The organism is Wolbachia endosymbiont (group B) of Gerris lacustris, assembly GCF_964028355.1.
Taxonomy (GTDB): Bacteria; Pseudomonadota; Alphaproteobacteria; order Rickettsiales; family Anaplasmataceae; genus Wolbachia.
On sequence record NZ_OZ034761.1, the window covers coordinates 505,288 to 528,472 of the forward strand.

Genomic DNA, 23,185 nt, shown 5'->3' on the forward strand with positions numbered 1-23,185 from the left:
TAATCAGGCCAGTGCTTGACACTGGGATCCAGGTTGGTGCTAATACCAACTCTCATTATTAATGAACCAAATAAGAAGCATTGCAGAGTTGTTTAACCGTGGAAGGGGAAAGAGAGGTAATAAATTTACACAAAGCGCTCTCAAGCAGAACAATTGTATCGTAGATTTTATTGCGCAAAATGTTCTGTTTTATATATAACCAAAACCTCTCAACAGGATTGAGGTCAGGTGAGTATGGTGGTAGGTATATAATTTCGATATTTTTAGGTATCTTTAAACTTTTTGACTTATGCCAACTAGCGCAATCCATCACGAGAAAAGCCTTTCGTATTCCTAAATATTGCGACATCTGTTCAAGGAATATATTTATACAAGCAGTGTTGACGTTTGGTGCAAATAAGCTAAAATTCTCTCCATTTCTGGGATTAACTGCACTATAGAGATAAAAATTTTCCCTACCTAATTTTACCTTAACCTGTGTCCTACTGCCTTTTTTAAACCACCCATGTCCAACTTTTGAATGTGTACCAAACCGTGATTCATCGAAGAAAAATAGCTCTTTTTCAGAATGCATGACAATAGTTTCATTGAGGTTTTTTTTTAAACTCCTCTTGCTTATTTTTATCCTGTCCACTATGAACTGGTCTTGGTGTGATATATGAGAATTTCATTCTTTGCATATTACGATGTATTGTGGATTTGCTGATATTCAAACCAAATCTTTCTTGGATTCTTATTCTCATTTCTCTAATAGTAATATTGGGGTTTTCCTCTATCCACACCTCAATTTGTTCAAGTTGACTTTGGTTCAATATAGTTTTTCTACGGCATTGAGGTGGAGAAAATAATTTTTCTTCTCTTCCAAATTTTATGTGCTTTATCCATGTAGTAATTGCCTTTCTCGAAATGCAACATATTTTTGCTACAGCTGTTATACTGTGCTTTTTTGCTGCAATTACAGCATTTAGTTTTTTTGCAACATACGCATTATTTCTTACTTTCTTCAGCATCTCTTTTGCTGATTCCACCACTTTTTCATCCAATAATTTTGATCTTAATGCCATCTAAACCTCGCTATTTTACTTACTCCAGTATGGCTTTTTTTCCATTATTGTCTATTCGTTGCTTGTATAGCGGGAATTGGTATTACAAAGCATATAATTATGCCAATAACAAAGAGGCAATAGAATTGTTTATTGAGCACTATAGTAGTAAAATTAGTAAGTTGCGTATAAAATTAGAAGATAGTAATAAAAAATTAGCGCCAACTAAGTCTTTTCTGTTTATAACAAAATCTGTTGCTGCAATCTTAGCAGCCTCCGGCTCTTGTTTTAGAATGTATAAAAATACTTATGACACAGAAAATAAAGAAGCGAGTGAAAATATGTTATATCGTATTCTTGGATTTCTCTTCGACACTATGGGTGTAGTATTCCTTGTGAATCATTTTATCGATATAACGCTTTCCAAGTGTGAAGAAAAAAATTCTAGTTTGAATAAAGAGTCAGACAGTTATGTAGAAGAAAGAAATATGTTGAAAAATAAATTGCGTCATTTTCAAAAAAGAAATACTAGAACAAATACTCAAATGTCTGAGATAATTTCAGTTACACCTGAATCAGAGTTGGGTTACAGTAGATTATGATTACATTACTTTTTTCAAGACAATTTCTGAGAAAAGTGGAAAAATTTTTCTATAGCTAATCAAGATAAAGACTTACTGCTTTCTTTACGAAAGGTTTGATGTTATCATTTTATGCACTATCCTGAATTTGTTGAATGAACATTAATATAAAGAATTTAGTTCATGCTTTTTCTAAATTGCCAAGTTTAGGGCCATCATCATCAAGAAGGTTAGTTATACATTTGCTCCAAAACAAAGAGAGGGTCATGCTGCCGCTTGCATCTTTGATTAGAGAGCTAGCTGATCTTATCATAGAGTGCAAAATTTGTGGGAACCTAGATACTAAGTCACCGTGCTCTATTTGCATTAATCCAAAGCGTGACACCAAGTTAATGTGTGTAGTAGAAGAGTTAGGTGATTTATGGGCATTTGAAAAAGGAAATATATACTCAGGTATGTATCATGTTTTAGGTGGCAGATTGTCAGCAATAAATGGCATAGGTCCAAAAGAACTCAATCTTGATAACATTCCTAAAAGAGTTACAGAATTTAAAATTGAAGAGGTCATTATTGCAATCAATCCTACATTAGAGGGCCAAGTTACCGCACAATATATAATTGAATTGCTAAAAAATTTGAATGTGAAAATATCACGCCTTGCTTGTGGCATACCGATAGGTGGAGAAATCGACTACCTAGATGAAGGAACGCTAAGGATAGCACTTGCTTCAAGACAGGAGTATGAGTTAAATATAAAGTAAGGTATGTGCTTAAAAAACCTTATGTCGCTAATAACCTGCAGAAAAAAAGAAACGGAACATCTACCTAAGGTAATAACTTGGGAAAATGATTGCTTAGGTTATAAGCAAGTTGCAAGTAGATTTAGTGCTATAATTAAGACGATTGAAAAGTCTTTTTCAATCGTATCCTTAGAAGGATATGATAAGTGGGGTAAGACATTTTTTTTGCAAGAGTGGATAAAGGATCTAAAGCAGCAAAATGAAATTGCAGCTTATTACAGCGCATGGGATATTAATGCTCTAGATCAACCACTACCTTCTTTTTTGCACTTTCTGTTTGAAGATCTATTTGCATCTTATGAAGTAAAAAGGAGTGTTATACAGCAATTCAAAAACATAAACCAAGAACTATTTTCCCTTAATACATTAGGAAAGCTGATCAGTAAATCTCCACTTGCTATGCTTTCAGTATTTCTCGATGCTGCAAAAGAAGCTGATAAGAAAGATATTGGTTTTATCTTGAGTGAATTAACTCTTCTTCAAAGGAGAAAAGAGAACATCAGAGATTTTAAAAGACAATTGGCAGATGTGGTTAACAAAATCAGAAAAGGCAAAAACATTTATATAATGGTCGATGATCTTGATATATGCCGCCCTAAATTTATTGTTGATTTTTTAGAATCCATAAAGTACATGCTAGATGTGGAGGGACTGGTTTTCATTCTCTCTGTTAGTCAAGATAAGAGTAATGTGCAAAGAGCAATTAGCACAATACTTGGACCAAATTTTAGCTTAAAATCTTTTACTGATCTTTCCTTGCATTTGCCAAAAGAGCCAACAGAGAGGTTTATAAGAAAGCTATTTGAAAGTGTTGAATTACCAAAAAAATCAAAGAACTTAATGATAGATAGCTTTATATTTTATGCAGAAAGTTTCTCGTTATCATTAAAAGCAATACAATACTGCATAAAGAAAATAAAGCTATGTTATGCGAAAGTTGATCCAAATTTATTTACATTTTTAGTAATACTACAGTCAGTAAACACTGATTTATATGAAGAGTTATATTCATCACATAAAAAAGTACTAGAGAAGATTGAGAATGACTTAATTCTAAATGGCCAAGAAAAATGGGAAAAGCTTAAAACTTCTCTTGAGACTACTTTTAAAGAAAAAGAATCAAAGACTCACAAATCTTTGAAGCAAATAAGAGATATTATATTTTAAGAATAAAGAAAGTGTTCATATTGTAAAACAGAACTCTCTTTTAGTATTGAAAGTTCACATCCATAAATTGGCCTACATAAATTTTAGCATGCGTGACCTTGAAAGATTGCGGTGCAATACTTAAATTATTAGAGTAGTAGGCTAATAATGGAGCTCAAAATGCACAATGTACAAGAAACTGAAAATTTAAAATTTGATGCTGAAGTAGGGAAAGTATTGAATATAGTAATCCACTCACTCTATACTAATAAGGATATTTTCTTGCGTGAGTTAATATCAAACGCATCAGATGCATGTGATAAATTGCGCTATGAATCACAATTAAATTCTAATTTATTAGATTCAAGTGATGAGTTAAAGATTACTATTAGCTCCAATAAAGATAAGAATGAGCTGTATATAACTGATAATGGAATTGGCATGAACAGACAGGATTTGATAGATAATCTTGGTACGATTGCGAGTTCTGGTACACAAAAATTCTTGAATGCAATCAAGAATAATAAAGATTCAAGCCAAGCTGTAGAACTGATTGGAAAATTTGGTGTTGGTTTTTATTCAAGCTTCATGATTGCCTCAGAAGTGATAGTTGAATCAAGGAAAGCTGGAGAAGAAGAGTCTTGGGTATGGAAATCTAAAGGAGATGGAGAATATTCAATCAGCAAGTTAGATGGTCAAATCTCTCGTGGCACAAAAATTACGCTCATCATGCGTCCTGAAGAAAGTGAATTTTTAGACAAATTCCGTGTTGAAAACATTGTTACTACTTACTCTGACCACATAAATTTTCCCGTTGAGTTTTTGAATGAAGAAGGAAAAAGTGAAAAATTAAACAGCAAGGCTGCAATTTGGACTAAACCAAAAAATGACGTTACTCAAGAAGAGCATAACGGTTTCTTTCGTGGTGTTGCACATGTCGGTGGTGAGCCTTGGATGATACTGCATAATAAAAATGAAGGTGCAATAGAATATACGAATTTGCTTTATGTTCCTTCTATCAAGCCTTTTGATTTATTCCATCCAGATAGACGCTGCTCTGTAAAATTATATGTAAATAAAGTATTTATTACTGAAGATAATGTACAAATTATACCACAATACCTACGTTTCTTGAAAGGTGTGGTTGATTCACCAGATTTGCCTCTCAACATCAGCAGAGAAACATTGCAGAATAATCGTGTAGTTGAGCAAATTAGGAAATCCCTAACTAAACGTGCGGTATCAGAGCTTGGCAAAAAAGCAAAAGAGAATTTAGAGGAATATACAAAATTCTGGGGCAATTTTGGTGCGGTGTTAAAAGAGGGTCTTTGTGAAGCTATGCCAACTGATGAGAGAGAAGCTTTGCTCTCGATTTGCAGATTTAATAGCACCAGCGATGAGAAATTGGTCAGCATTGACGACTATATAAGCAGAATGAAGCCTGAGCAAGAGCATATCTACTATCTCACGGGAAATAGCCTTGATTCAGTAAAAAACAGTCCACAACTTGAAGGATTCGTCAGCAAAGGATTGGAAGTGCTTCTATTTGTTGATCCAGTTGATGATTTCTGGACTAGCGTGATTCATGAATATAAAGATCAAAAATTTAAATCTGTAACTCGCGCTGATGTTGATTTAGAAAAATTCTCTTCAGAAGAAGGTAAGAAAGATGAAGAAAATAAATCAGATAAAAACAAAAGCGAAGAAAACGCAGATTCTATACTCGAATACTTCACCAAGGTTCTTGGAAGCTTAGTAAAAAGTGTAAAGATCTCTAAGAAATTGACCGACAGTCCTGTGTGTCTAGCAGTTGATGAAGGAACTATGGATCTTCGTATGGAGCGTTTTTTACGTGAACAGAAGCAGCTAAATTACCGCACGCCAAAAGTACTTGAAATTAACATTAAGCATCCTTTGATAAAAAACATAATGGAATCTCACGCTGAAAATGGTGAAAATCCAACACTTGGAGATATGATTTACTTATTGTTCTATCAAGCTTGTATAGTGGAAGGTGAAGAGATGGAAGACGTAAGTCTGTTTGCTAAAAGACTCAATAATTTGCTTGGCAAAATTTCTGTTTAATGCTATACTTAGCTTAGCTAATAATTAGGGGGTAGATTATGGGTGGTTGGAATTGACTTGGTGGGCTCATGCCGCCAGCAGTAGATACTGCAGGAGAAAGTGAGCGTCGCCATTCCAGAGATTCAGGTAACGAAGAAGAATTTGAAATTTTAGAGCGAGAGGAAGTTAAAATTGAAGAGCATCGTCGTTCTGAAGATTCAGGTAATTGTTCAGAGGCTGAGGAAGGGCAAGATACTAACAGAGTATTGGAATTTCAGCTAACACAATCTTTACTAAGTCAAGTAAAGGCAGGTGAGAATAATAGGGATGCAAATTCTGGCAGGCAAGCACAACTTGATCTGAAACGAATGAGTTTTGTAATTAATGGGAAAGAAATAAGTAAAGAGTATGTTGGCAAGTTATACATCAAGTGCAATCATTTGATTCCGAGTGAAAACGAGGATTACCGCCCATTTGCTAAGAAAGTTTTCATAGAAATGTTTAAATATGCTAAAGCAGAAATTCCAAATTACAATGTATTAGAAGAGTTAATTACTAATTGCAATCAGGCTGGGTATGAATTTGCAGTGTATGGACACATTCATCCTATACTTGATCAATATGGTTTAATACCAACAATTCCTAAAAAGACAGTAAGTCTTTGTTGTAATAGTGCAGGTTGTATAGATGTTGAATATAGTGATGTTATAGTTGTAAAAAATCCAGATCAATTAAGACAATATGAAGCTTTTAGTAAACTAGAATTCACACTTAAATCTCAGGATGATAGGGCAGAGTATGAAAACGGTAAAGTAACACTTACAATTCCGAAGGAATTGGAGAATTACAAAGCTGATGGCAAAAGTTTATTAGATAACATAAATAGGCATTTTGTAGATGTTGATAACACAATTATTGAGTCCCTTGTTGAAAATATTGGTGAAGGTCCAAAGTCATTTGTTGTAAATCTGCCAGCAGAGGTAAATTCAGATTCATTTGATATTATTCCTGAGAATGCAGTTTTTGATCTGGGTCACATTCCAGAACTAATAAAAAAGGCAGTGGATGATAAGGATGTTAATGACTTAGCTAATCACATAGGCTCTTTTCAAGATCACGTTACTCATGTATCACCTAAGGAAGGTTTGCCAGTAGTAGAAAAAATATTAGAAATAGTAAGTGGTTTTATTGAGGAACAAGGTAAGGCATGGAACTGTCATCCTACTGTACCTATTGCAAGTCATATATATTCTGCCAAGCAGCAATATAAGGAGATTTTGTGCAAGATTAAGTCTAATCTGATAAAAAGAAGTAGCAATGATCATAATGCAGGACCTTCTGTTACAAACGCTCAAGACACTTCGGCTATACTAAATGAGACTCCAACCTCAAGCCAAGCAGTGAGTAGAGAACAGCTAAATACTAAAGAATCCAAAAATCAACAGCTACAAAGAAACGTTGTTGATAAAATAGAAAATATTATGAACAATGAAGAGGCTTCAATAGAAGAAGCTATAAGTAATAATTATAGGAGGGGTAAAGTGTCTAAAAATAAGAAAAGTAGTTTTAGTAGTAAGTATACAAACAAAAAAAAGGTTCAAAAAAATTCTCAATCTGAGAAAGTTGTACAAAATGCTGAAGAGAAGGTTTTATCTGCAGACAGCGGTAACATAGAACTCTTAGATTCAAGATTAGGTAGTGTAGGCAGTTCAAATAATTTCTCTGTTGGAAATGTAGTACGAAGTGATGTGTCAAAAAAAGAAGATACAATGGAATTTTTAGATAATAGTTCCTATATTGAAGGCGGATGTGATCAACAAAATTCACCATCACTGAGTTCTGAGGATGATGACTCTTCTAAGAACCTGTACATGATCTCAAGAAAGGAATAAACTAAGAGATAATGTATATAAGTTAGGATATATGAGGAGTGTATACCCAAGTGATATAAGTCGGGAAAGATTTGAGATTATATTACCAGATCTAGAATCCTGTAGAAAAAAAACAAAACCAAGAAAACTGGATTTATATGAGTTATTTTGCGGTGTACTTTATGTGCTAAAAAGTGGCTGTCAGTGGCGAATGCTACCAAAAGAGTTTCCAAAATGGCGCAATTGTTACGATTACTTCAAGAGATGGAGTAAAAAACCGAATGAAGATAGAGAAAGTGTTCTAGAAATTGTCTTAAAAAAAATTAGTTGGAGAGGTTCGTTTCAACAGTGGTCGGAATACAAAAACAAGCTTCTGCATCATTGATGCTCAAAGTGTAAAAAACACCGATATTGCTGAAGAAAAAGGTTATGATGCCGGCAAGAAAATTTCAGGAATAAAGCGTCATATTGCAGTAGATACGCAAGGTTTGCCACATGCAATTTATATTACTACAGCTAATATCGGAGATCGTACTGCTGCTGTAGAGATGATTTGTAACGCAAGAAAAAATCTTTCCGAAGTTCAAAATATACTAGTTGATGCAGGTTATACAGGAGAAAATTTTGCAACTCAAATAAAAACGACTATTGGTGCAACCGTTGAAGTAATAAAACGAAGTGAATTACATACCTTTGTTGTATTGCCAAAAAGGTGGGTTGTAGAGCGTTCTTTTGCTTGGCTGGAAAAGTGTAGACGGTTATGGAAAAATTGCGAGCGTAAACTCAATACTAGACTACAAATGGTCGTTCTAGCTTTTACTGCCTTGCTCCTCAAAAGATTATGAACAGGCTCTAAGCTTGAAAGTGATGATCCTGCTAGAATTTCTTCAGATTCTCCTTCGTTTGATATTATTGATGAAACAGAAGTACTTGAAATTGCAGCAGCAATGCCTTCAATGGTCACTGAGGAAAAGTCTGATAATCTAAATGACGAAAAAGATGATCAGCAAAATTCTACAATACCTACAGCTGTAGATCATCCTATTTTTGAGGATCAACGTGGTACTGGATTGTTTACACATGATAGTGGAGATTCTCTACTATCTCAATCATCATCTGATGACGAAGATGATCTTTGTGCACCACCTCTAGTTTCTAGAGATGAAAATTCTACTATTCCACCTCAACCATCATCATTAGGTTTTGCAAATGAAAGTGTTAATACCCTAATATCAATTGATAATAACAGAGAAAAGCAAACTTCTAATAAACCCGCCGAGTATGTAGAACAAGTTGCTAACGAAAATACACAACCAAAATCAGTAGCTAATAAGCAAGCTAGTAATAGCAACAAAAGTCACATAAAAGAGAATAGCGTTAAATGGCCTACTGTGGCTACATGGGTGTTTGCAGCAACTGAAGTACTTACATTAGCTGCTGCACTAGCTGCATATTTTGCTCTCGGTACTAGTCTGCTAGTAGCAGGAGTAGCAGCAGGTATTGGAGCTTTCTGTATAGTTGCTGCTATAGCTATACATTATTGTAATAAGGCACCTTCAGATTCACTTAAAGAACCAGATGCTGAGGCGATTGCTCATAATGTTACTGTAGAAGCAAATTAAGAAACAGTAGTCTATCACTTAATAATTTATTATAATTGTATTGATTATTAATAGATAAAAACTTGATAGACTACGAAGAAATGCTTGCTAAGTTGACAAAATTGCCATTTAATGCTACACTTAGCTTAGCTACTAATTAGGAGGAAAAACATGTTAGGTTCAGATTTTGTATCACAGGAATCAAACAAAATTTTAAAGAAATCAGATTCTAGGGATTCGGGCACTGAAGAAGGGTTTGAAATTTTAGAACGAGAGGAAAAAGAGCGCCGTCGTTCTGAGGATTCAGGTAATGAAAGTCAAGAAGAAGCTGGCGTTAATAATTCTGATACTGAATCTAGTGCAGTAACTACGTTGGAATTTCAATTAACACAATCTTTGCTAAATCTGGTAAAGGCAAATGAGAACAATGAAGATGTAAAGTCTGGTGAAATAGCTTATCAAGACTTATATAGAACGGATTTTTTTGTAATCAATGATCAAACTATAGACAATAATTTCATTGGAGAGTTGTATGCTAAATACAATCAGAAGAATGATAAACGTCAGTTTGCAAAATGTGTTTTCACAGAAATGTTTAAATATGCTAAAGCAGAAGTTCCAAGTGACTATATACTGGAAGAGTTAATTACTAGTTGCAATCAGGCTGGGTATGATGGCTCTTTGTTAATGCAACTCTCTCCTATATTCTTTAAGCATAAACTAATCTTGTTTAATGCCAACGATAGAAAGATAAGTATTGTATATAACAGCCAAGATTCTCTCAATATTCAGTATTGTCCAAGTATGCCTGTCAGGGAACTTGATACAAATAGGGAAATATGCAGGGTTGATGCTATTTTAGAGTTCACACTTAAATCTCAGAATAGTAAGGTAGAGTATGGAAACGGTAAAGTAACACTTATCATTCCTGAAGAATTAAAAGCTTATAGAGAAAGTTTACTAGACAATATCAACGAATATTTCACAGATTATGATAATAATGGATTTATTCGTTTACACGTTGCAGCACAAAAAGGTGATGTTGAGCTTGGCAGGCGTTTACTAGAATGTGGTACAAATATTGAGATTAAATCAAAAACAAAAGTAGGTGGTGACACTGCACTTCATTTAGCTGCTAGAAATGGTCATAAAGATTTTGTGAAGCTTTTACTTGATAGCGGTGCAAATGTTAATTCAGTGAGTAGTACAGGCAGCGGAGTAACTCCTTTATATGAAGCAGCGTACTATGGACATTTAGATGTTGCAGAATTGCTAATAGCACATAATGCAACAGTTGATGCTAAAGATCGGCATAACTTTACTCCTTTGATGTATGCTTCTGCAGAAGGTAATTTGGCAGTGGTGAGATTACTTTTACAAAACAAAGCAGATCTTTATTTACGGGGTAATAATGGTGAAACTGCATTGCACTTAGCTGCTGATAATGGTTATTTTGATGTAGCTGCCATTTTGATAGATGCAGCAGAAGATAAAGAAAAGTACGTTAATATGCAAAGCGATAGTATTGGTACTGCGTTGCATGTTATAGCTTATAATCAGAAAATAAATGAAGGACATAAAAAATCTGCAAAATTGCTACTAGACAATGGTGCAAGTCCATATTTAGAAAATGATCCAATTATTAATACACCACTTGATACTCTTGTGAAAGGAAGCTCTTTAGATATGGCAAAAAAACGAGGAAATAAGGGATTTTTGAAATTTATGTCATCTTTAGGCTATTCAGCAACCGTACCAAGCAATTCAAAGAATGATCCACAAAATACAAAAAAGTATATTGTAGCTGCTTCTGCGCTTGCAATAACTGGTATTGCCTTAGGAGTGGCTGTTGCAGTTTATTTGGAAATGTTAGTGATAGGAATTGCAGCTTGTTGTCTTGTTGCAGCTACAATTACGTACTGCGTTAGGCCTCAGAGCTTAGATGAAAGCAAGGTCGAAAAAATTAATGATACACAAAAAAGTACACCTTGTTGTGGCTGACAAATATAGTAGTCTATCATTTAATAATTTATTATAATTTTATTAGTTATTAATGGATAGAAACTTGGTAGACTACGAAGAAATATTCTTAAATAAAATCAAAGATATAAAAGAAGAAGGGCGCTATCGTGAATTCACGCATTTTGCGTCATTACCTGGCAGACTTCCCTATATTATGGATTATGAAAGAAATAGGGAGGTTATTGTCTGGTGCAGTAATAATTATCTGGGAATGTCACAAAACGATAGTGTCATTGCTGCTATTCAAAATTCATCTGTTGGTGCTGGAGGAACAAGAAATATATCAGGTACAACAAAAGAAGTTGTTGAGCTCGAGAAGTCTTTGGCTGACTTGCATCAAAAAGAAGCTGCTTTAACTTTTGCTTGTGGCTACCTTGCTAACCAAACTACGCTTAGCACTTTGTCGTCTGTTATTCCTGGTGTGGTAATTTTTTCAGATGAGAAAAATCACTCTTCAATGATAGAAGGTATAAAGTCAGGCAAAAGACCAAAACACATATTTAGGCATAATGATGTTGATCACTTAGAGCAGTTGCTAAAGTCTATGGATATAAAAACGCCGAAAATAATAGCACTTGAATCTGTATACTCAATGGATGGTGATGTAGCACCGCTTGAAGCGATATGTGATCTAGCAGATCAGTATAATGCAATTACCTATTTGGATGAGGTACATGCAGTTGGCATGTATGGACCGCGCGGTGGCGGAATTGCAGAAAGAGAAGGTTTGATGGATAGAATAACTGTTATTCAGGGTACATTATCAAAAGCTTTTGGAGTGATGGGTGGGTATATAGCATCTTCAAAGAGCTTGGTGGATGTAATAAGAAGTTCAGCCCCAGGATTTATTTTTACTACTGCTATGTCACCCATTTTAGCAGCAGCAGCAAAGGCAAGCGTTGAACATTTAAAATCAAGCAGCGTTGAAAGAGAGAAGCAAAAACAGGCTACTGAAAAAGTAAAAGACTCACTGAGAAACGCAGGAGTGAATTTTATGCAAACAGAAACTCATATAATTCCAATCATAATTGGCGATCCTGAGTTGTCCAAAAAAGCATCAAAATTGTTATTTGATGAGTATGGAATATATGTACAACATATAAATTACCCAACAGTTTCAAATGGGACTGAGCGCTTCCGTATTACTCCTACGCCTTACCATACAAATGAAATGATAGAGCATTTAACAAAATCTCTTGTAAAAGTTTTTGAGAAATTGTCTGTTTGTGTCTGTTGTTGAGTTTAAAGTTGCCGAAAGTAAGGTATCTATTTAAAAGCATGGTTAATATGTAAATATCGAAGCAAAAATGGTGTCATCCCAGTGCTCGACACTGGGATCCAGGTTGTAAGGAATGCATTGGATTTGGTGAGTTGCGTTATAGAATGAAGCACTGCCATCATATTGGATGACATCATTCATTTCTGTGTTTTTCTATTTACCTTATTTTGCCACCCTGCTACAATGAGGGGTATGTAAGACCATTTATTATTTTCACTACGTGACTTTTGCTCTTTTGAATGAACTTTAGTTTATATCTCCAGCAATGACAAGCGCGTTATCTTCCCTTAATCTCCCACCGCTTTCTTGCAGAAAAAGCCTACCGAGTGAAGTTTTATATTTATTAATTCCAGAGTAAATTATTCCATTGTATCTTCCAGCAGCAAGATATGCAAAACCTAGTACCGTTGAGCCAAGGGAGCGTAGATTATTATTGTCAAGTGGTAATTTATTTAACAAATTACCACTTATGTCTATTATTCCCCCTTCACGAGCTTTCATCCGCATTTTTACATGGCGAGATTTGAAATCTTCAAGAAAAGCTCCTTTCTTTTCCTCTGCCCAGAAAGTTTCTCTAAGGGCTGGAGCATCAATCACAGCTGCTACAACTCTGTTTTTATGAATGAGACAAACTGATACTGCAAAATAAACCATACAACTAAAAAGGTTTTCCTTGCCTTCTATAGGCATAATAAACCAAGTATAACTGCCTTCTTTTAGATCTTGGCCTACATTGTCTTCAAAAATAAAGTCATAGTTCTGGTTGTAGTTTTTCAAGCAATCGTACATAAGTTGCTTGGATTTCGAATAAGTTTTATTGATAAAGTCTGCTGACTTAACGCTTGAAATTTGCAATTCATTAAAATCACGTATAAGCTGCTTGGAGGCACTGCGTACAGAATCAAGCATCACATTGATTCGTGGTGATGAAATGGCCATTTACTCTTTTACTCTTTCGTAATAGCTGTTATCAGGAGTATGTAATACAATTTTATCCCCTTCTTTTATAAATTGAGGCACGTTAACACGTATTCCGTTTTCCAAAATTGCAGGCTTATAAGAAGCAGTAACAGTCTGACCTTTGATAACAGACTCTGTCTCTTTTACAGTTAGTGTAACGTGATCAGGCACATGTGCAGAAATTATTTTATCTTGATAAGTTACTACTTTAATTTTCATATTATCTTGCAAATAAGCCTTCTTTTCCCCTAATAAGTCTAAATTTATAACAATCTGTTCGTAACTACTTGGATGCATAAGATTTACGATATTCCCTTCAGTAAAGAGATAAACATATTCCTCTTCATCTAAAATTGCCCTTCTGATTGTTGCATCAGAGCGAAACCTCTCATAGTACTTTGCTCCTGTTTGGATATTTTTCATTTCAGCTTGTATATATGCACCACCTTTACCAGGTTGAGTATGCATAATACTTACAACCAAAAACAATCCACCGTTATGTTCCAGTACCTGACCTGGCCTGATATCATTAGCCCTTTCTGCCATAATTACACTTTTAATTTGGTCTGATGATTATAAATAACTTTATATAAATATCAAAATTTTTATTGGCTAATGAATTCTGGCATGTTGATTACTATATACCTTTCCTTCATATTGATATGTGGAAATGTTTCTTTAGTAAAAGATAACATAATGTTTTTTTTTGTGCTGATAACCAAAATTTCTAATATATCACCCGAGCCGAAATTATACACAGACTTCACATAGCCATATAATTCATTACTCTCTAGTCTTACTTCCATATTCACAAGATCATCTTGGTAAAATTCATCCTCATCATTTAACTGTGGTAGCTTATTTCTTTCTATATATAACTTTTTATTTCTTAAAAGTTCTGCTTCATTACGGGAGTTCACACCGCTAATTGTTGCTATTACTAAATTATTACTGACAACAGACACCAAGCTTATTTTATAATTTTCACTTCCGCTTATTAATTCACCATATAGGAAAATATTTTCGGGTTTTTCAGTAAAGGTTTTTATCTTGACAGCTCCTTTGATTCCATGGGGAGAAGTAATGATTCCGAGGCATATATTCATATTAATATGATAGTTGAAATCAGCTTTTTGTCTATAGAATTGACAATTTACTGAATTAACATACAATTAATATTGTGATAATTATAGTGGGTAATGTGTGAGTTCTATCAGCAATCAAGAAAAGCAAAGTATTATAAGTGGCTTAGAAGAAATCAACTGTAAGTTGCAAGGTGAATCTATAAAACTTGATGATACAAAGGAATCTATAATAGTAGCACGTCGTAAACCTGTTGTTGAAGGGGTATTAGAACATCTATGCAACTCTTGCACTACTAACTGTAATGTTATGATCGATGCAGAAACTGGATTTGGTAAGACTTACGACATTGGAATATTGAGTCATGTACTAGCCCAAGCAGGATTTCATCATCTGGTTGCAGTACCAAGTAGTGACCTAGTGAATCAAGCTAAAAAAATGATGAGTAGTGCATTTACTGTAAACATTAGGACACCTAAAATTGCTGAGGAAATTAAAAATGCACTGAAGGCAACTAAACCTACAACAATTATAGTGACACATGACCTGTTATTGCAGCAAGAAAATGATCGTAAATTTAAAGACCAAAAGGGAGTGTTAAATAAACTGTGTCAAGCCGCATTTTTAGTTCAACTCAATTTTCAGTCTGTTGGGAAAGAAAATGTCAAGCTGAGACATAGTTAATGCCCAATTAGGCAAAGCTGTAGTCCACTTTTGCTCTACCTTTTTTATAGCACAATATACCTTTTGTACAAGGCATTTGTATTAGTAAATGAGCCCTTAGTTTTAGTAAATTTCCTAATTTGTCTATGCAATCCCTCAATTGGATTGGTGGTGTAAATCAGCTTCCTAACTGGTCCAGAATACTTAAAATAACCAGACAAATTTTCCCAATTGTTTTGCCATGATTTTGTAACCAAGGGATATTTTTCACTCCATTTTTCTTCCAGCTCAAGCAAATAATTCTCAGCAATCTCTTTACTTGAAGCACGATATATTTTTTTCAAATCATTTATGAAAACTTTTACATCTTTGCTAGATACATACTTCAGTGAATTCCTTATCTGATGCACTATGCATAGCTGTACTTCTGCTTTAGAACCTGTACATGATCTCAAGAAAGGAATAAACTAAGAGATAATGTATATAAGTTAGGATATATGAGGAGTGTATACCCAAGTGATATAAGTCGGGAAAGATTTGAGATTATATTACCAGATCTAGAATCCTGTAGAAAAAAAACAAAACCAAGAAAACTGGATTTATATGAGTTATTTTGCGGTGTACTTTATGTGCTAATACCAATTCCCGCTATACAAGCAACGAATAGACAATAATGGAAAAAAAGCCATACTGGAGTAAGTAAAATAGCGAGGTTTAGATGGCATTAAGATCAAAATTATTGGATGAAAAAGTGGTGGAATCAGCAAAAGAGATGCTGAAGAAAGTAAGAAATAATGCGTATGTTGCAAAAAAACTAAATGCTGTAATTGCAGCAAAAAAGCACAGTATAACAGCTGTAGCAAAAATATGTTGCATTTCGAGAAAGGCAATTACTACATGGATAAAGCACATAAAATTTGGAAGAGAAGAAAAATTATTTTCTCCACCTCAATGCCGTAGAAAAACTATATTGAACCAAAGTCAACTTGAACAAATTGAGGTGTGGATAGAGGAAAACCCCAATATTACTATTAGAGAAATGAGAATAAGAATCCAAGAAAGATTTGGTTTGAATATCAGCAAATCCACAATACATCGTAATATGCAAAGAATGAAATTCTCATATATCACACCAAGACCAGTTCATAGTGGACAGGATAAAAATAAGCAAGAGGAGTTTAAAAAAAAACCTCAATGAAACTATTGTCATGCATTCTGAAAAAGAGCTATTTTTCTTCGATGAATCACGGTTTGGTACACATTCAAAAGTTGGACATGGGTGGTTTAAAAAAGGCAGTAGGACACAGGTTAAGGTAAAATTAGGTAGGGAAAATTTTTATCTCTATAGTGCAGTTAATCCCAGAAATGGAGAGAATTTTAGCTTATTTGCACCAAACGTCAACACTGCTTGTATAAATATATTCCTTGAACAGATGTCGCAATATTTAGGAATACGAAAGGCTTTTCTCGTGATGGATTGCGCTAGTTGGCATAAGTCAAAAAGTTTAAAGATACCTAAAAATATCGAAATTATATACCTACCACCATACTCACCTGACCTCAATCCTGTTGAGAGGTTTTGGTTATATATAAAACAGAACATTTTGCGCAATAAAATCTACGATACAATTGTTCTGCTTGAGAGCGCTTTGTGTAAATTTATTACCTCTCTTTCCCCTTCCACGGTTAAACAACTCTGCAATGCTTCTTATTTGGTTCATTAATAATGAGAGTTGGTATTAGCAGAAAGTGAGGGAGCTAACTTCTGGTTGGGTGTATTAAATGACCTAAAAGAGCGAGGAGTAGAGGATATTCTGATTGCTTGTGTGGATGGTCTAAAAAGTTTTCCTACAGCTATAAATAGCGTATTTCCTAAAGCAGAAATGTATTAATAGGAATTGATAATGACTCTGCTACGATTTTTAACTTCTCAATTGGATGCCACATGTTCCTTGTTCATATCTTAGCAGCGTGTGATAGTTTATGTTTGCTTTGCCTGCTAAATCTTTCAGAGTATATTTTCGCTTTAACCTCCAACTTTTTACTTTTTGCGCTATTTTGTACCTTATCGAGATATTTGCCATAAATATTATATAGGTTAATACTACAAAATAAAGATATACAAAATGTTTGCATTTTAGTTGAATATTTCTTCACAATTGTGTATAATTATTAATGCTTTTTATCTTACTTTCTCATGGCTCTTTCGAAGTTTCTTGATCCGAAATTAGATTTAACATTTAAGAAAATCTTCGGTACTGAAAAAAATAAGAATATCCTTATCCATTTTTTGAATGATATTTTGGGATTTACTGAAATAAATACTATACAAGATGTCGAATTCCTTAGCACCATTATGGATCCTGAAATTGCCTCTGATAAGCAGAGTATTGTTGATGTTCTGTGCAAGGATTCTACTGGGGCAAGGTACGTGATTGAGATGCAACTCGCTCGTGATAAAGGATTTGAAAAGCGCGCTCAACTCTATGCTGCTAAGGCTTACTCAAGGCAGGCTGATAAAGGTGGTAAGTACATTGATTTAAAGAAGGTTTTCTTTATTGCTATTTCTAACTGTAATTTATTTCCTGACAAGCTTGATTATATATCTAGCCATACCATAAGAGATGAAAAAACTAATGAGCATGACTTAAAAGATTTTCAATTTATTTTCATTGAGTTACCAAAGTTTCCTAAGAATAGAGAAGAGCAGCTAGAAAATGTAGTAGATCGTTGGCTGTTTTTCTTTAAATATGCAGAAGAAACAACTGATGAAGATTTAAGAAAAATAGCAGAAAAATCACCAATAATAAAGCTAGCGTATGATGAGTTAGATAAGTTTCATTGGAATGAGAAGGATCTTGTAGCTTATGAAGAAAGAGTAATGGATTTACAGAAAGAAGCTGCCATCTTAGAACAAAAACTCGATGATGCCACTCAAAAAGGTAGACAAGAAGGTAGACAAGAAGGCATCCTAATTGGCCATGAAAAAGGCAAAGTGGAAGGCAGAAAAGAAAGGGACGTTGAAGTAGCCAAAAACTCACTCAAGGCCGGTGTCTCTATTGATGTTATCGCTGAAATCACAGGCCTTTCGGTAGATGAAATTAAACAACTTCAGGAAGAAATAGCATGATATGACCCTTGTAGCTGTTTGTCCACTGTTGTATTGTTTAAGTAGCTTCTAGGTTTGTTATCAGCAATGTCGTTAGGTTGATATCTACTATTAATACCAATTCCCGCTATACAAGCAACGAATAGACAATAATGGAAAAAAAGCCATACTGGAGTAAGTAAAATAGCGAGGTTTAGATGGCATTAAGATCAAAATTATTGGATGAAAAAGTGGTGGAATCAGCAAAAGAGATGCTGAAGAAAGTAAGAAATAATGCGTATGTTGCAAAAAAACTAAATGCTGTAATTGCAGCAAAAAAGCACAGTATAACAGCTGTAGCAAAAATATGTTGCATTTCGAGAAAGGCAATTACTACATGGATAAAGCACATAAAATTTGGAAGAGAAGAAAAATTATTTTCTCCACCTCAATGCCGTAGAAAAACTATATTGAACCAAAGTCAACTTGAACAAATTGAGGTGTGGATAGAGGAAAACCCCAATATTACTATTAGAGAAATGAGAATAAGAATCCAAGAAAGATTTGGTTTGAATATCAGCAAATCCACAATACATCGTAATATGCAAAGAATGAAATTCTCATATATCACACCAAGACCAGTTCATAGTGGACAGGATAAAAATAAGCAAGAGGAGTTTAAAAAAAAACCTCAATGAAACTATTGTCATGCATTCTGAAAAAGAGCTATTTTTCTTTGATGAATCACGGTTTGGTACACATTCAAAAGTTGGACATGGGTGGTTTAAAAAAGGCAGTAGGACACAGGTTAAGGTAAAATTAGGTAGGGAAAATTTTTATCTCTATAGTGCAGTTAATCCCAGAAATGGAGAGAATTTTAGCTTATTTGCACCAAACGTCAACACTGCTTGTATAAATATATTCCTTGAACAGATGTCGCAATATTTAGGAATACGAAAGGCTTTTCTCGTGATGGATTGCGCTAGTTGGCATAAGTCAAAAAGTTTAAAGATACCTAAAAATATCGAAATTATATACCTACCACCATACTCACCTGACCTCAATCCTGTTGAGAGGTTTTGGTTATATATAAAACAGAACATTTTGCGCAATAAAATCTACGATACAATTGTTCTGCTTGAGAGCGCTTTGTGTAAATTTATTACCTCTCTTTCCCCTTCCACGGTTAAACAACTCTGCAATGCTTCTTATTTGGTTCATTAATAATGAGAGTTGGTATTACATTGATAAGAGAACAGGAAAAGGCAAAGTGTACAAATGAAGTAGCTGATAAAGTTGTAGCTACTGCTTTATCTGCAATTTTGATATAGCCAACAACTAGTGAGCAGGAAGGTTTAGTTTTTAACTAGAACTTTTCAGATAAATACTGAGTGAGGATTTCAATGCCTTCATCAATCTCTTTTTCAGTGATAATGAGTGGAGGCAAGATTCTTACAACGTTATCTGATGTTACTCCAACAGTGAGTAAACCACGGTGACTTAGCTCTTCTGCAAATTTTTGGTTATTCATTTTTACTTTTATTCCTAGCATCAACCCTTTTCCTCTCACTTCTTCTATCATTGGAAACTTACTTGCTAAGTCCTCTAGTTTGTTTTTTAAAGACTTACCTCTAACTTCAACATTTTCTAAGAAGCCAGGACTGAGCAATTCATCCAATACAGCATTACCTACTGAAGTTGCAAGTGGATTACCACCAAAAGTAGAACCATGCATACCGACCGCCATGTACTTAGCAACCTTTTCAGTTGCAAGACAAGCCCCCAGAGGGAAACCTCCTCCTATTCCTTTTGCAAGAGCACATATGTCAGGCTTAATTCCTATGTGTTCATATGCAAATAACTTTCCTGTCCTGCCAGCACCGCACTGAACGCAATCAAAAAATAGCAGTATGTCGTTTTCGTTACATAGTTCTCTTAGCTCTTTCATGAAGACTTCACTCATTACTTTAATACCACCTTGTCCCTGTATTGGTTCTATTAATATAACACCTATGTCATTAGAAATTGCTTTCTTTACACTCTCAATATTGGGCTTTATGTTATCACACCAGTCAATATAAGGATTCAGTAATTCAGAAAATTTCTGTCTATCGTTTGTTGCACAAGTTAAAAATGTCCTTCCATGAAATGCACCATGAAATGTTAGAATTCTATAGCGATTTTTATTACCTTTTCCATTTTGATAGGCCCTAGCGATTTTAAGTCCACATTCCACTGCTTCTGATCCAGAATTTGCAAAAAATACAGTATTAGCAAAGCTGTTGTTTATTAAATTTTCTGCAAATTTGTTGGCAGTAGATATATTATAGGTATTTGATATATGCCATAGTTTTTCCCCTTGTAATTTTAGGACATCAGTTAATCGTGGGTTAGCATGACCTAAACTGCTAACAGCTATTCCAGAGTGAAAATCTACATAGCGCTTATTATCGATATCATACAAGTAAACACCTTTACCATAAGGAAAATTTATATTAATAGGAGAATAAACTGGCAAGATAGGAGAAATTGTCATAAAAGTATGATATGCTAATTTTTTATTAATACCATAAAAGACGTTATTTCACAATGAGAAGAATATGTATAAATTAAGTAAATTAATGTTTACTAAACTAAAAACAAATAGATATACAAAAATTATCTCGCTATTCTTATTAGTTTTTGTGGTTTTATTGAGCACAATATACCGCAATTATTCATTAAAGAATAATTTTCTTTCTTTTTACCGTAATTCAAATGCAAACTTAAAAGATCTATTGGAAAATAGTATAATAAAAAAATATCATTATTTACTAATAGAAAAACATCATATTAAATATAACAGTTTTGATTACATAAACCAGTTGGTAAAACTGCGTGCTGAATTGTTACAATCAGTAAGCAAAGTAAGAAATTTTAGCTTAATACTGTATGATCAAAATGCCAGAGTAATTTTCAGTAATTTTAATACTCAAGGTCATGACTATGAGCAGTTGCTTACAAATGATGAAATTGATAAATTGCTAAGCAATCAAGAAATATTTTACGCTACAGGAAATACATTAACTTCTACTTTCCCTATATTTCATGAAGATGACATTAAGCCTTCATTTTTTTTGAAGATCATTCAAAGCTATAATGACTCTTATATTATGGTATATAGTCTATTTTCAATATTCATGGGCTTATTACTGGTTATCTTAATACTAATAATGGTTTATTTGCACTTTTCCAACACCCAAATGCTAGCTAAGCAACACAAAACTAATATTGAATTACAAAGGGTTAAAGAGGCATTAGAGCAAGAAAATGCAAATAAGATAAAATTTTTTGCAAGTGTTACACATGAGTTGCGTACACCTCTTAACGCTATTATTGGATTTGCAAAATTGATCAAAAATGAAACTTTAGGTTCGGTAGATCACTCTGAATACAAGGAATACGTAGACGATATATATAATGCTGGTACACATTTACTTGCTTTGATTAATGATGTGCTCGATTTTTCTAAAGCTGAATCAAGTAGTTTAACAGTAGAAAAAGTGAAGTTTAATCTGAATAAGATAATAGATTCGTGCTTAAACATGTTATCACCTAAACTAAAAGAAACAGGAATTAGTTTAAAGAAAGAGATATCTGATAAACAATTATTAGTTATCGCCGATCCCAAAAGAATGAAGCAAATTATAATAAATTTGTTATCAAATGCAATCAAGTTCACTCCTAAAGGTGGTTTAATAAGAATGATTATAAAAGAGAATATAGAAAAAAATTTATTAACTATTGAGTTTCATGATAATGGAATAGGGATAATGCAGCAAGACATATATAAAGTTATGTCCGTTTTTGGCCAAGCAGATTCGGGATATAGAAACGAAGGCACAGGTATCGGATTACCTCTAAGCAAGAAATTAGTAGAGTTAATGGGTGGGACTTTCAACATTCAAAGTGAAGCAAAACTTGGTACTACGATAACACTGAACTTCTTTTATGAAGAGCAAACATGTGAAAAGTTGATTGATTTTTAGTAGAATATATTTGATATTGCACTTTTATATCTAGTACATTCCTAAGTTATACTGACGTGATACCTCTTGGCTAATAATAAGTAGCGGAATGTAAGTAAATTAAACTTTTTTAGCTATACTTCCTGAAAACACTTTATAATTCTTGAGCATAAAGAAAATTCCTTTAATAATAAAGCATGCTAATCAGGAACTTAATAAAACAAGCAACTCAAGTAGGAAATAGTGAAAACGTAATACAATATGTCAAATATCTCTATCAATTTGAGAAGTTTAGAAATACATTAAACCTCACTTTGTCACTAATAAAGCAAAATAGACTCTCGTTTGAAATATATCAAGAAAGATTAGTGGATATGGAAGAGGGAGTATGTAAGACAATTCGATCTTCTGGTTTAAATAAGTATGTTATTGTGCTAAGAAGGTCAAATCCTTACATCATAGTACATGAACTTTCACATATGGTTGAAAATGAACTGAACTTAAGCTTAGAGCAAGAATTTCTCTATAAAGTTTATCAGGATATTGAGCAGAACTTAAAGCAGTCAAATATTTTGGTACAAAAAATTACTGGTCAAATTATATTTGAAGAGATACAAGCCTATCAGACTCCAAAATCACGTGCATCTGAGTTATTCGCACGCTATTTTGAGCTGTTCGCTTGGGCTCAGGAAGTTTATCCTAAAGATAAAGAATATCTAATTTGCACTCAAGATTTAAACAAAATATTCCTTGCTACTAACCAATGGAAAAAGAGCTATCTGGATCTACAAATAATGGAGAGAATAGATAAAGAAGTAAAGGAGTACAGCAACAAAACTGCTTTTAAAGATATAAACAAAGTACAAAACAGTTGGACTAATAAATTTTCTCCTGGAAGCAAAAAAATTGGTTCCATATTTGAAGATGATAATTAGCTCAGCAGAATATAGTTAACTTCTTCAACATTTTAAGTTATA

The 23,185-nt window shown here is 33.8% G+C and carries 20 protein-coding genes and 3 pseudogenes; 16 read left to right on the forward strand and 7 right to left on the reverse strand.

Annotated features, from left to right (window positions below; translation table 11 throughout):
- Positions 1-58: 58 nt before the first annotated feature.
- A protein-coding gene (locus ABWU62_RS02530) for an IS630 family transposase (protein WP_353287151.1) occupies positions 59-1,064 on the reverse strand; the annotation gives its coding sequence in 2 pieces (ribosomal slippage) (positions 59-601 and positions 603-1,064; 1,005 coding nt in all).
- Between ABWU62_RS02530 and ABWU62_RS02535 the strand changes: the two genes are divergently transcribed.
- From ABWU62_RS02535 to hemA, 9 genes are all read left to right on the forward strand, one after another.
- The gene (locus ABWU62_RS02535) at positions 1,058-1,645 is read left to right on the forward strand and encodes a hypothetical protein (protein ID WP_353287422.1); all 588 of its coding nucleotides are present in this window, start codon (positions 1,058-1,060) and stop codon (positions 1,643-1,645) included. The two genes, ABWU62_RS02530 and ABWU62_RS02535, sit on opposite strands and share 7 nt — an antisense overlap.
- Before the next feature lie 140 nt (positions 1,646-1,785).
- Entirely contained in the window at positions 1,786-2,385 is a 600-nt protein-coding gene (gene recR / locus ABWU62_RS02540; protein WP_353288145.1) for a recombination mediator RecR, read from the forward strand.
- A gap of 3 nt (positions 2,386-2,388) precedes the next feature.
- Positions 2,389-3,591, forward strand: coding sequence for a P-loop NTPase fold protein (locus ABWU62_RS02545; RefSeq protein ID WP_353287423.1), 1,203 nt, complete (start codon positions 2,389-2,391; stop codon positions 3,589-3,591).
- A gap of 159 nt (positions 3,592-3,750) precedes the next feature.
- Complete coding sequence (gene htpG / locus ABWU62_RS02550; protein WP_353287424.1) at positions 3,751-5,655, forward strand: molecular chaperone HtpG; 1,905 nt, start codon at positions 3,751-3,753, stop codon at positions 5,653-5,655.
- Positions 5,656-5,723: 68 nt separating this feature from the next.
- The gene (locus ABWU62_RS02555; RefSeq protein ID WP_353287425.1) at positions 5,724-7,526 is read left to right on the forward strand and encodes a hypothetical protein; all 1,803 of its coding nucleotides are present in this window, start codon (positions 5,724-5,726) and stop codon (positions 7,524-7,526) included.
- Between the two features lie 31 nt (positions 7,527-7,557).
- A protein-coding gene (locus tag ABWU62_RS02560) for an IS5 family transposase (protein ID WP_353287093.1) occupies positions 7,558-8,350 on the forward strand; the annotation gives its coding sequence in 2 pieces (ribosomal slippage) (positions 7,558-7,821 and positions 7,823-8,350; 792 coding nt in all).
- 102 nt (positions 8,351-8,452) lie between these two features.
- Positions 8,453-9,127: a hypothetical protein gene (locus ABWU62_RS02565; RefSeq protein ID WP_353287426.1), complete on the forward strand. Its 675-nt coding sequence runs from the start codon at positions 8,453-8,455 to the stop codon at positions 9,125-9,127.
- 150 nt (positions 9,128-9,277) lie between these two features.
- A complete protein-coding gene (locus ABWU62_RS02570; protein ID WP_353287427.1) occupies positions 9,278-11,107 on the forward strand; it encodes an ankyrin repeat domain-containing protein in 1,830 nt (609 codons plus the stop codon).
- 64 nt (positions 11,108-11,171) lie between these two features.
- Entirely contained in the window at positions 11,172-12,368 is a 1,197-nt protein-coding gene (gene hemA / locus ABWU62_RS02575; RefSeq protein WP_353288146.1) for a 5-aminolevulinate synthase, read from the forward strand.
- Between the two features lie 285 nt (positions 12,369-12,653).
- On the opposite strand, the gene ABWU62_RS02585 is transcribed toward hemA, so the two are convergent.
- Genes ABWU62_RS02585 through rimM form a run of 3 tightly spaced genes read right to left on the reverse strand, consistent with a single transcriptional unit; the run spans position 12,654 to position 14,473 of the window.
- The gene (locus ABWU62_RS02585; protein WP_211907536.1) at positions 12,654-13,346 is read right to left on the reverse strand and encodes an inositol monophosphatase family protein; all 693 of its coding nucleotides are present in this window, start codon (positions 13,344-13,346) and stop codon (positions 12,654-12,656) included.
- Positions 13,347-13,913, reverse strand: a complete 567-nt coding sequence (gene efp / locus ABWU62_RS02590) for an elongation factor P (protein ID WP_017532253.1) — start codon at positions 13,911-13,913, stop codon at positions 13,347-13,349.
- Positions 13,914-13,972: 59 nt separating this feature from the next.
- A complete protein-coding gene (gene rimM / locus ABWU62_RS02595; RefSeq protein ID WP_353287429.1) occupies positions 13,973-14,473 on the reverse strand; it encodes a ribosome maturation factor RimM in 501 nt (166 codons plus the stop codon).
- A gap of 97 nt (positions 14,474-14,570) precedes the next feature.
- Here rimM and ABWU62_RS02600 point away from each other — a divergent pair, with 97 nt between their 5' ends.
- A complete protein-coding gene (locus tag ABWU62_RS02600) occupies positions 14,571-15,134 on the forward strand; it encodes a DEAD/DEAH box helicase (RefSeq protein WP_353287430.1) in 564 nt (187 codons plus the stop codon).
- On the opposite strand, the pseudogene ABWU62_RS02605 reads toward ABWU62_RS02600, so the two are convergent.
- Positions 15,075-15,544 (reverse strand): annotated as a pseudogene (locus tag ABWU62_RS02605) (transposase); the annotation flags it as partial. The gene ABWU62_RS02600 and the pseudogene ABWU62_RS02605 sit on opposite strands and share 60 nt — an antisense overlap.
- A gap of 287 nt (positions 15,545-15,831) precedes the next feature.
- On the opposite strand from ABWU62_RS02605, the gene ABWU62_RS02610 reads away from it, so the two are divergent.
- Positions 15,832-16,837 (forward strand): IS630 family transposase gene (locus ABWU62_RS02610; protein WP_353287151.1). Its coding sequence is split into 2 segments (ribosomal slippage): positions 15,832-16,293 and positions 16,295-16,837, totalling 1,005 coding nucleotides; the frame shifts between segments, so codons are not numbered across the junction.
- A 15-nt stretch (positions 16,838-16,852) separates the two neighbouring features.
- Positions 16,853-16,999: pseudogene (locus ABWU62_RS02615) on the forward strand (transposase); the annotation flags it as partial.
- Positions 17,000-17,003: 4 nt separating this feature from the next.
- Here ABWU62_RS02615 and ABWU62_RS02620 read toward each other — a convergent pair.
- Positions 17,004-17,197: pseudogene (locus ABWU62_RS02620) on the reverse strand (helix-turn-helix domain-containing protein); the annotation flags it as partial.
- 113 nt (positions 17,198-17,310) lie between these two features.
- On the opposite strand from ABWU62_RS02620, the gene ABWU62_RS02625 reads away from it, so the two are divergent.
- Complete coding sequence (locus ABWU62_RS02625; protein WP_353287431.1) at positions 17,311-18,243, forward strand: Rpn family recombination-promoting nuclease/putative transposase; 933 nt, start codon at positions 17,311-17,313, stop codon at positions 18,241-18,243.
- Positions 18,244-18,419: 176 nt separating this feature from the next.
- Positions 18,420-19,425, forward strand: a protein-coding gene (locus ABWU62_RS02630; RefSeq protein ID WP_353287151.1) for an IS630 family transposase whose coding sequence is annotated in 2 segments (ribosomal slippage) — positions 18,420-18,881 and positions 18,883-19,425 — 1,005 coding nt in all. Because the reading frame shifts where the segments join, the coding sequence is not laid out codon by codon here.
- A 142-nt stretch (positions 19,426-19,567) separates the two neighbouring features.
- Here the strand turns inward: ABWU62_RS02630 and ABWU62_RS02635 are convergent.
- Positions 19,568-20,737 carry an aspartate aminotransferase family protein gene (locus tag ABWU62_RS02635; RefSeq protein ID WP_353287432.1) on the reverse strand — a complete coding sequence of 390 codons (1,170 nt, stop codon included), beginning with the start codon at positions 20,735-20,737 and terminating at the stop codon, positions 19,568-19,570.
- A gap of 64 nt (positions 20,738-20,801) precedes the next feature.
- Between ABWU62_RS02635 and ABWU62_RS02640 the strand changes: the two genes are divergently transcribed.
- Together ABWU62_RS02640 and ABWU62_RS02645 are read left to right on the forward strand one after the other, a co-directional pair.
- Positions 20,802-22,229 carry a sensor histidine kinase gene (locus ABWU62_RS02640; protein ID WP_353287433.1) on the forward strand — a complete coding sequence of 476 codons (1,428 nt, stop codon included), beginning with the start codon at positions 20,802-20,804 and terminating at the stop codon, positions 22,227-22,229.
- Between the two features lie 353 nt (positions 22,230-22,582).
- Entirely contained in the window at positions 22,583-23,143 is a 561-nt protein-coding gene (locus tag ABWU62_RS02645; RefSeq protein ID WP_353288147.1) for a hypothetical protein, read from the forward strand.
- Positions 23,144-23,185: the final 42 nt, after the last annotated feature.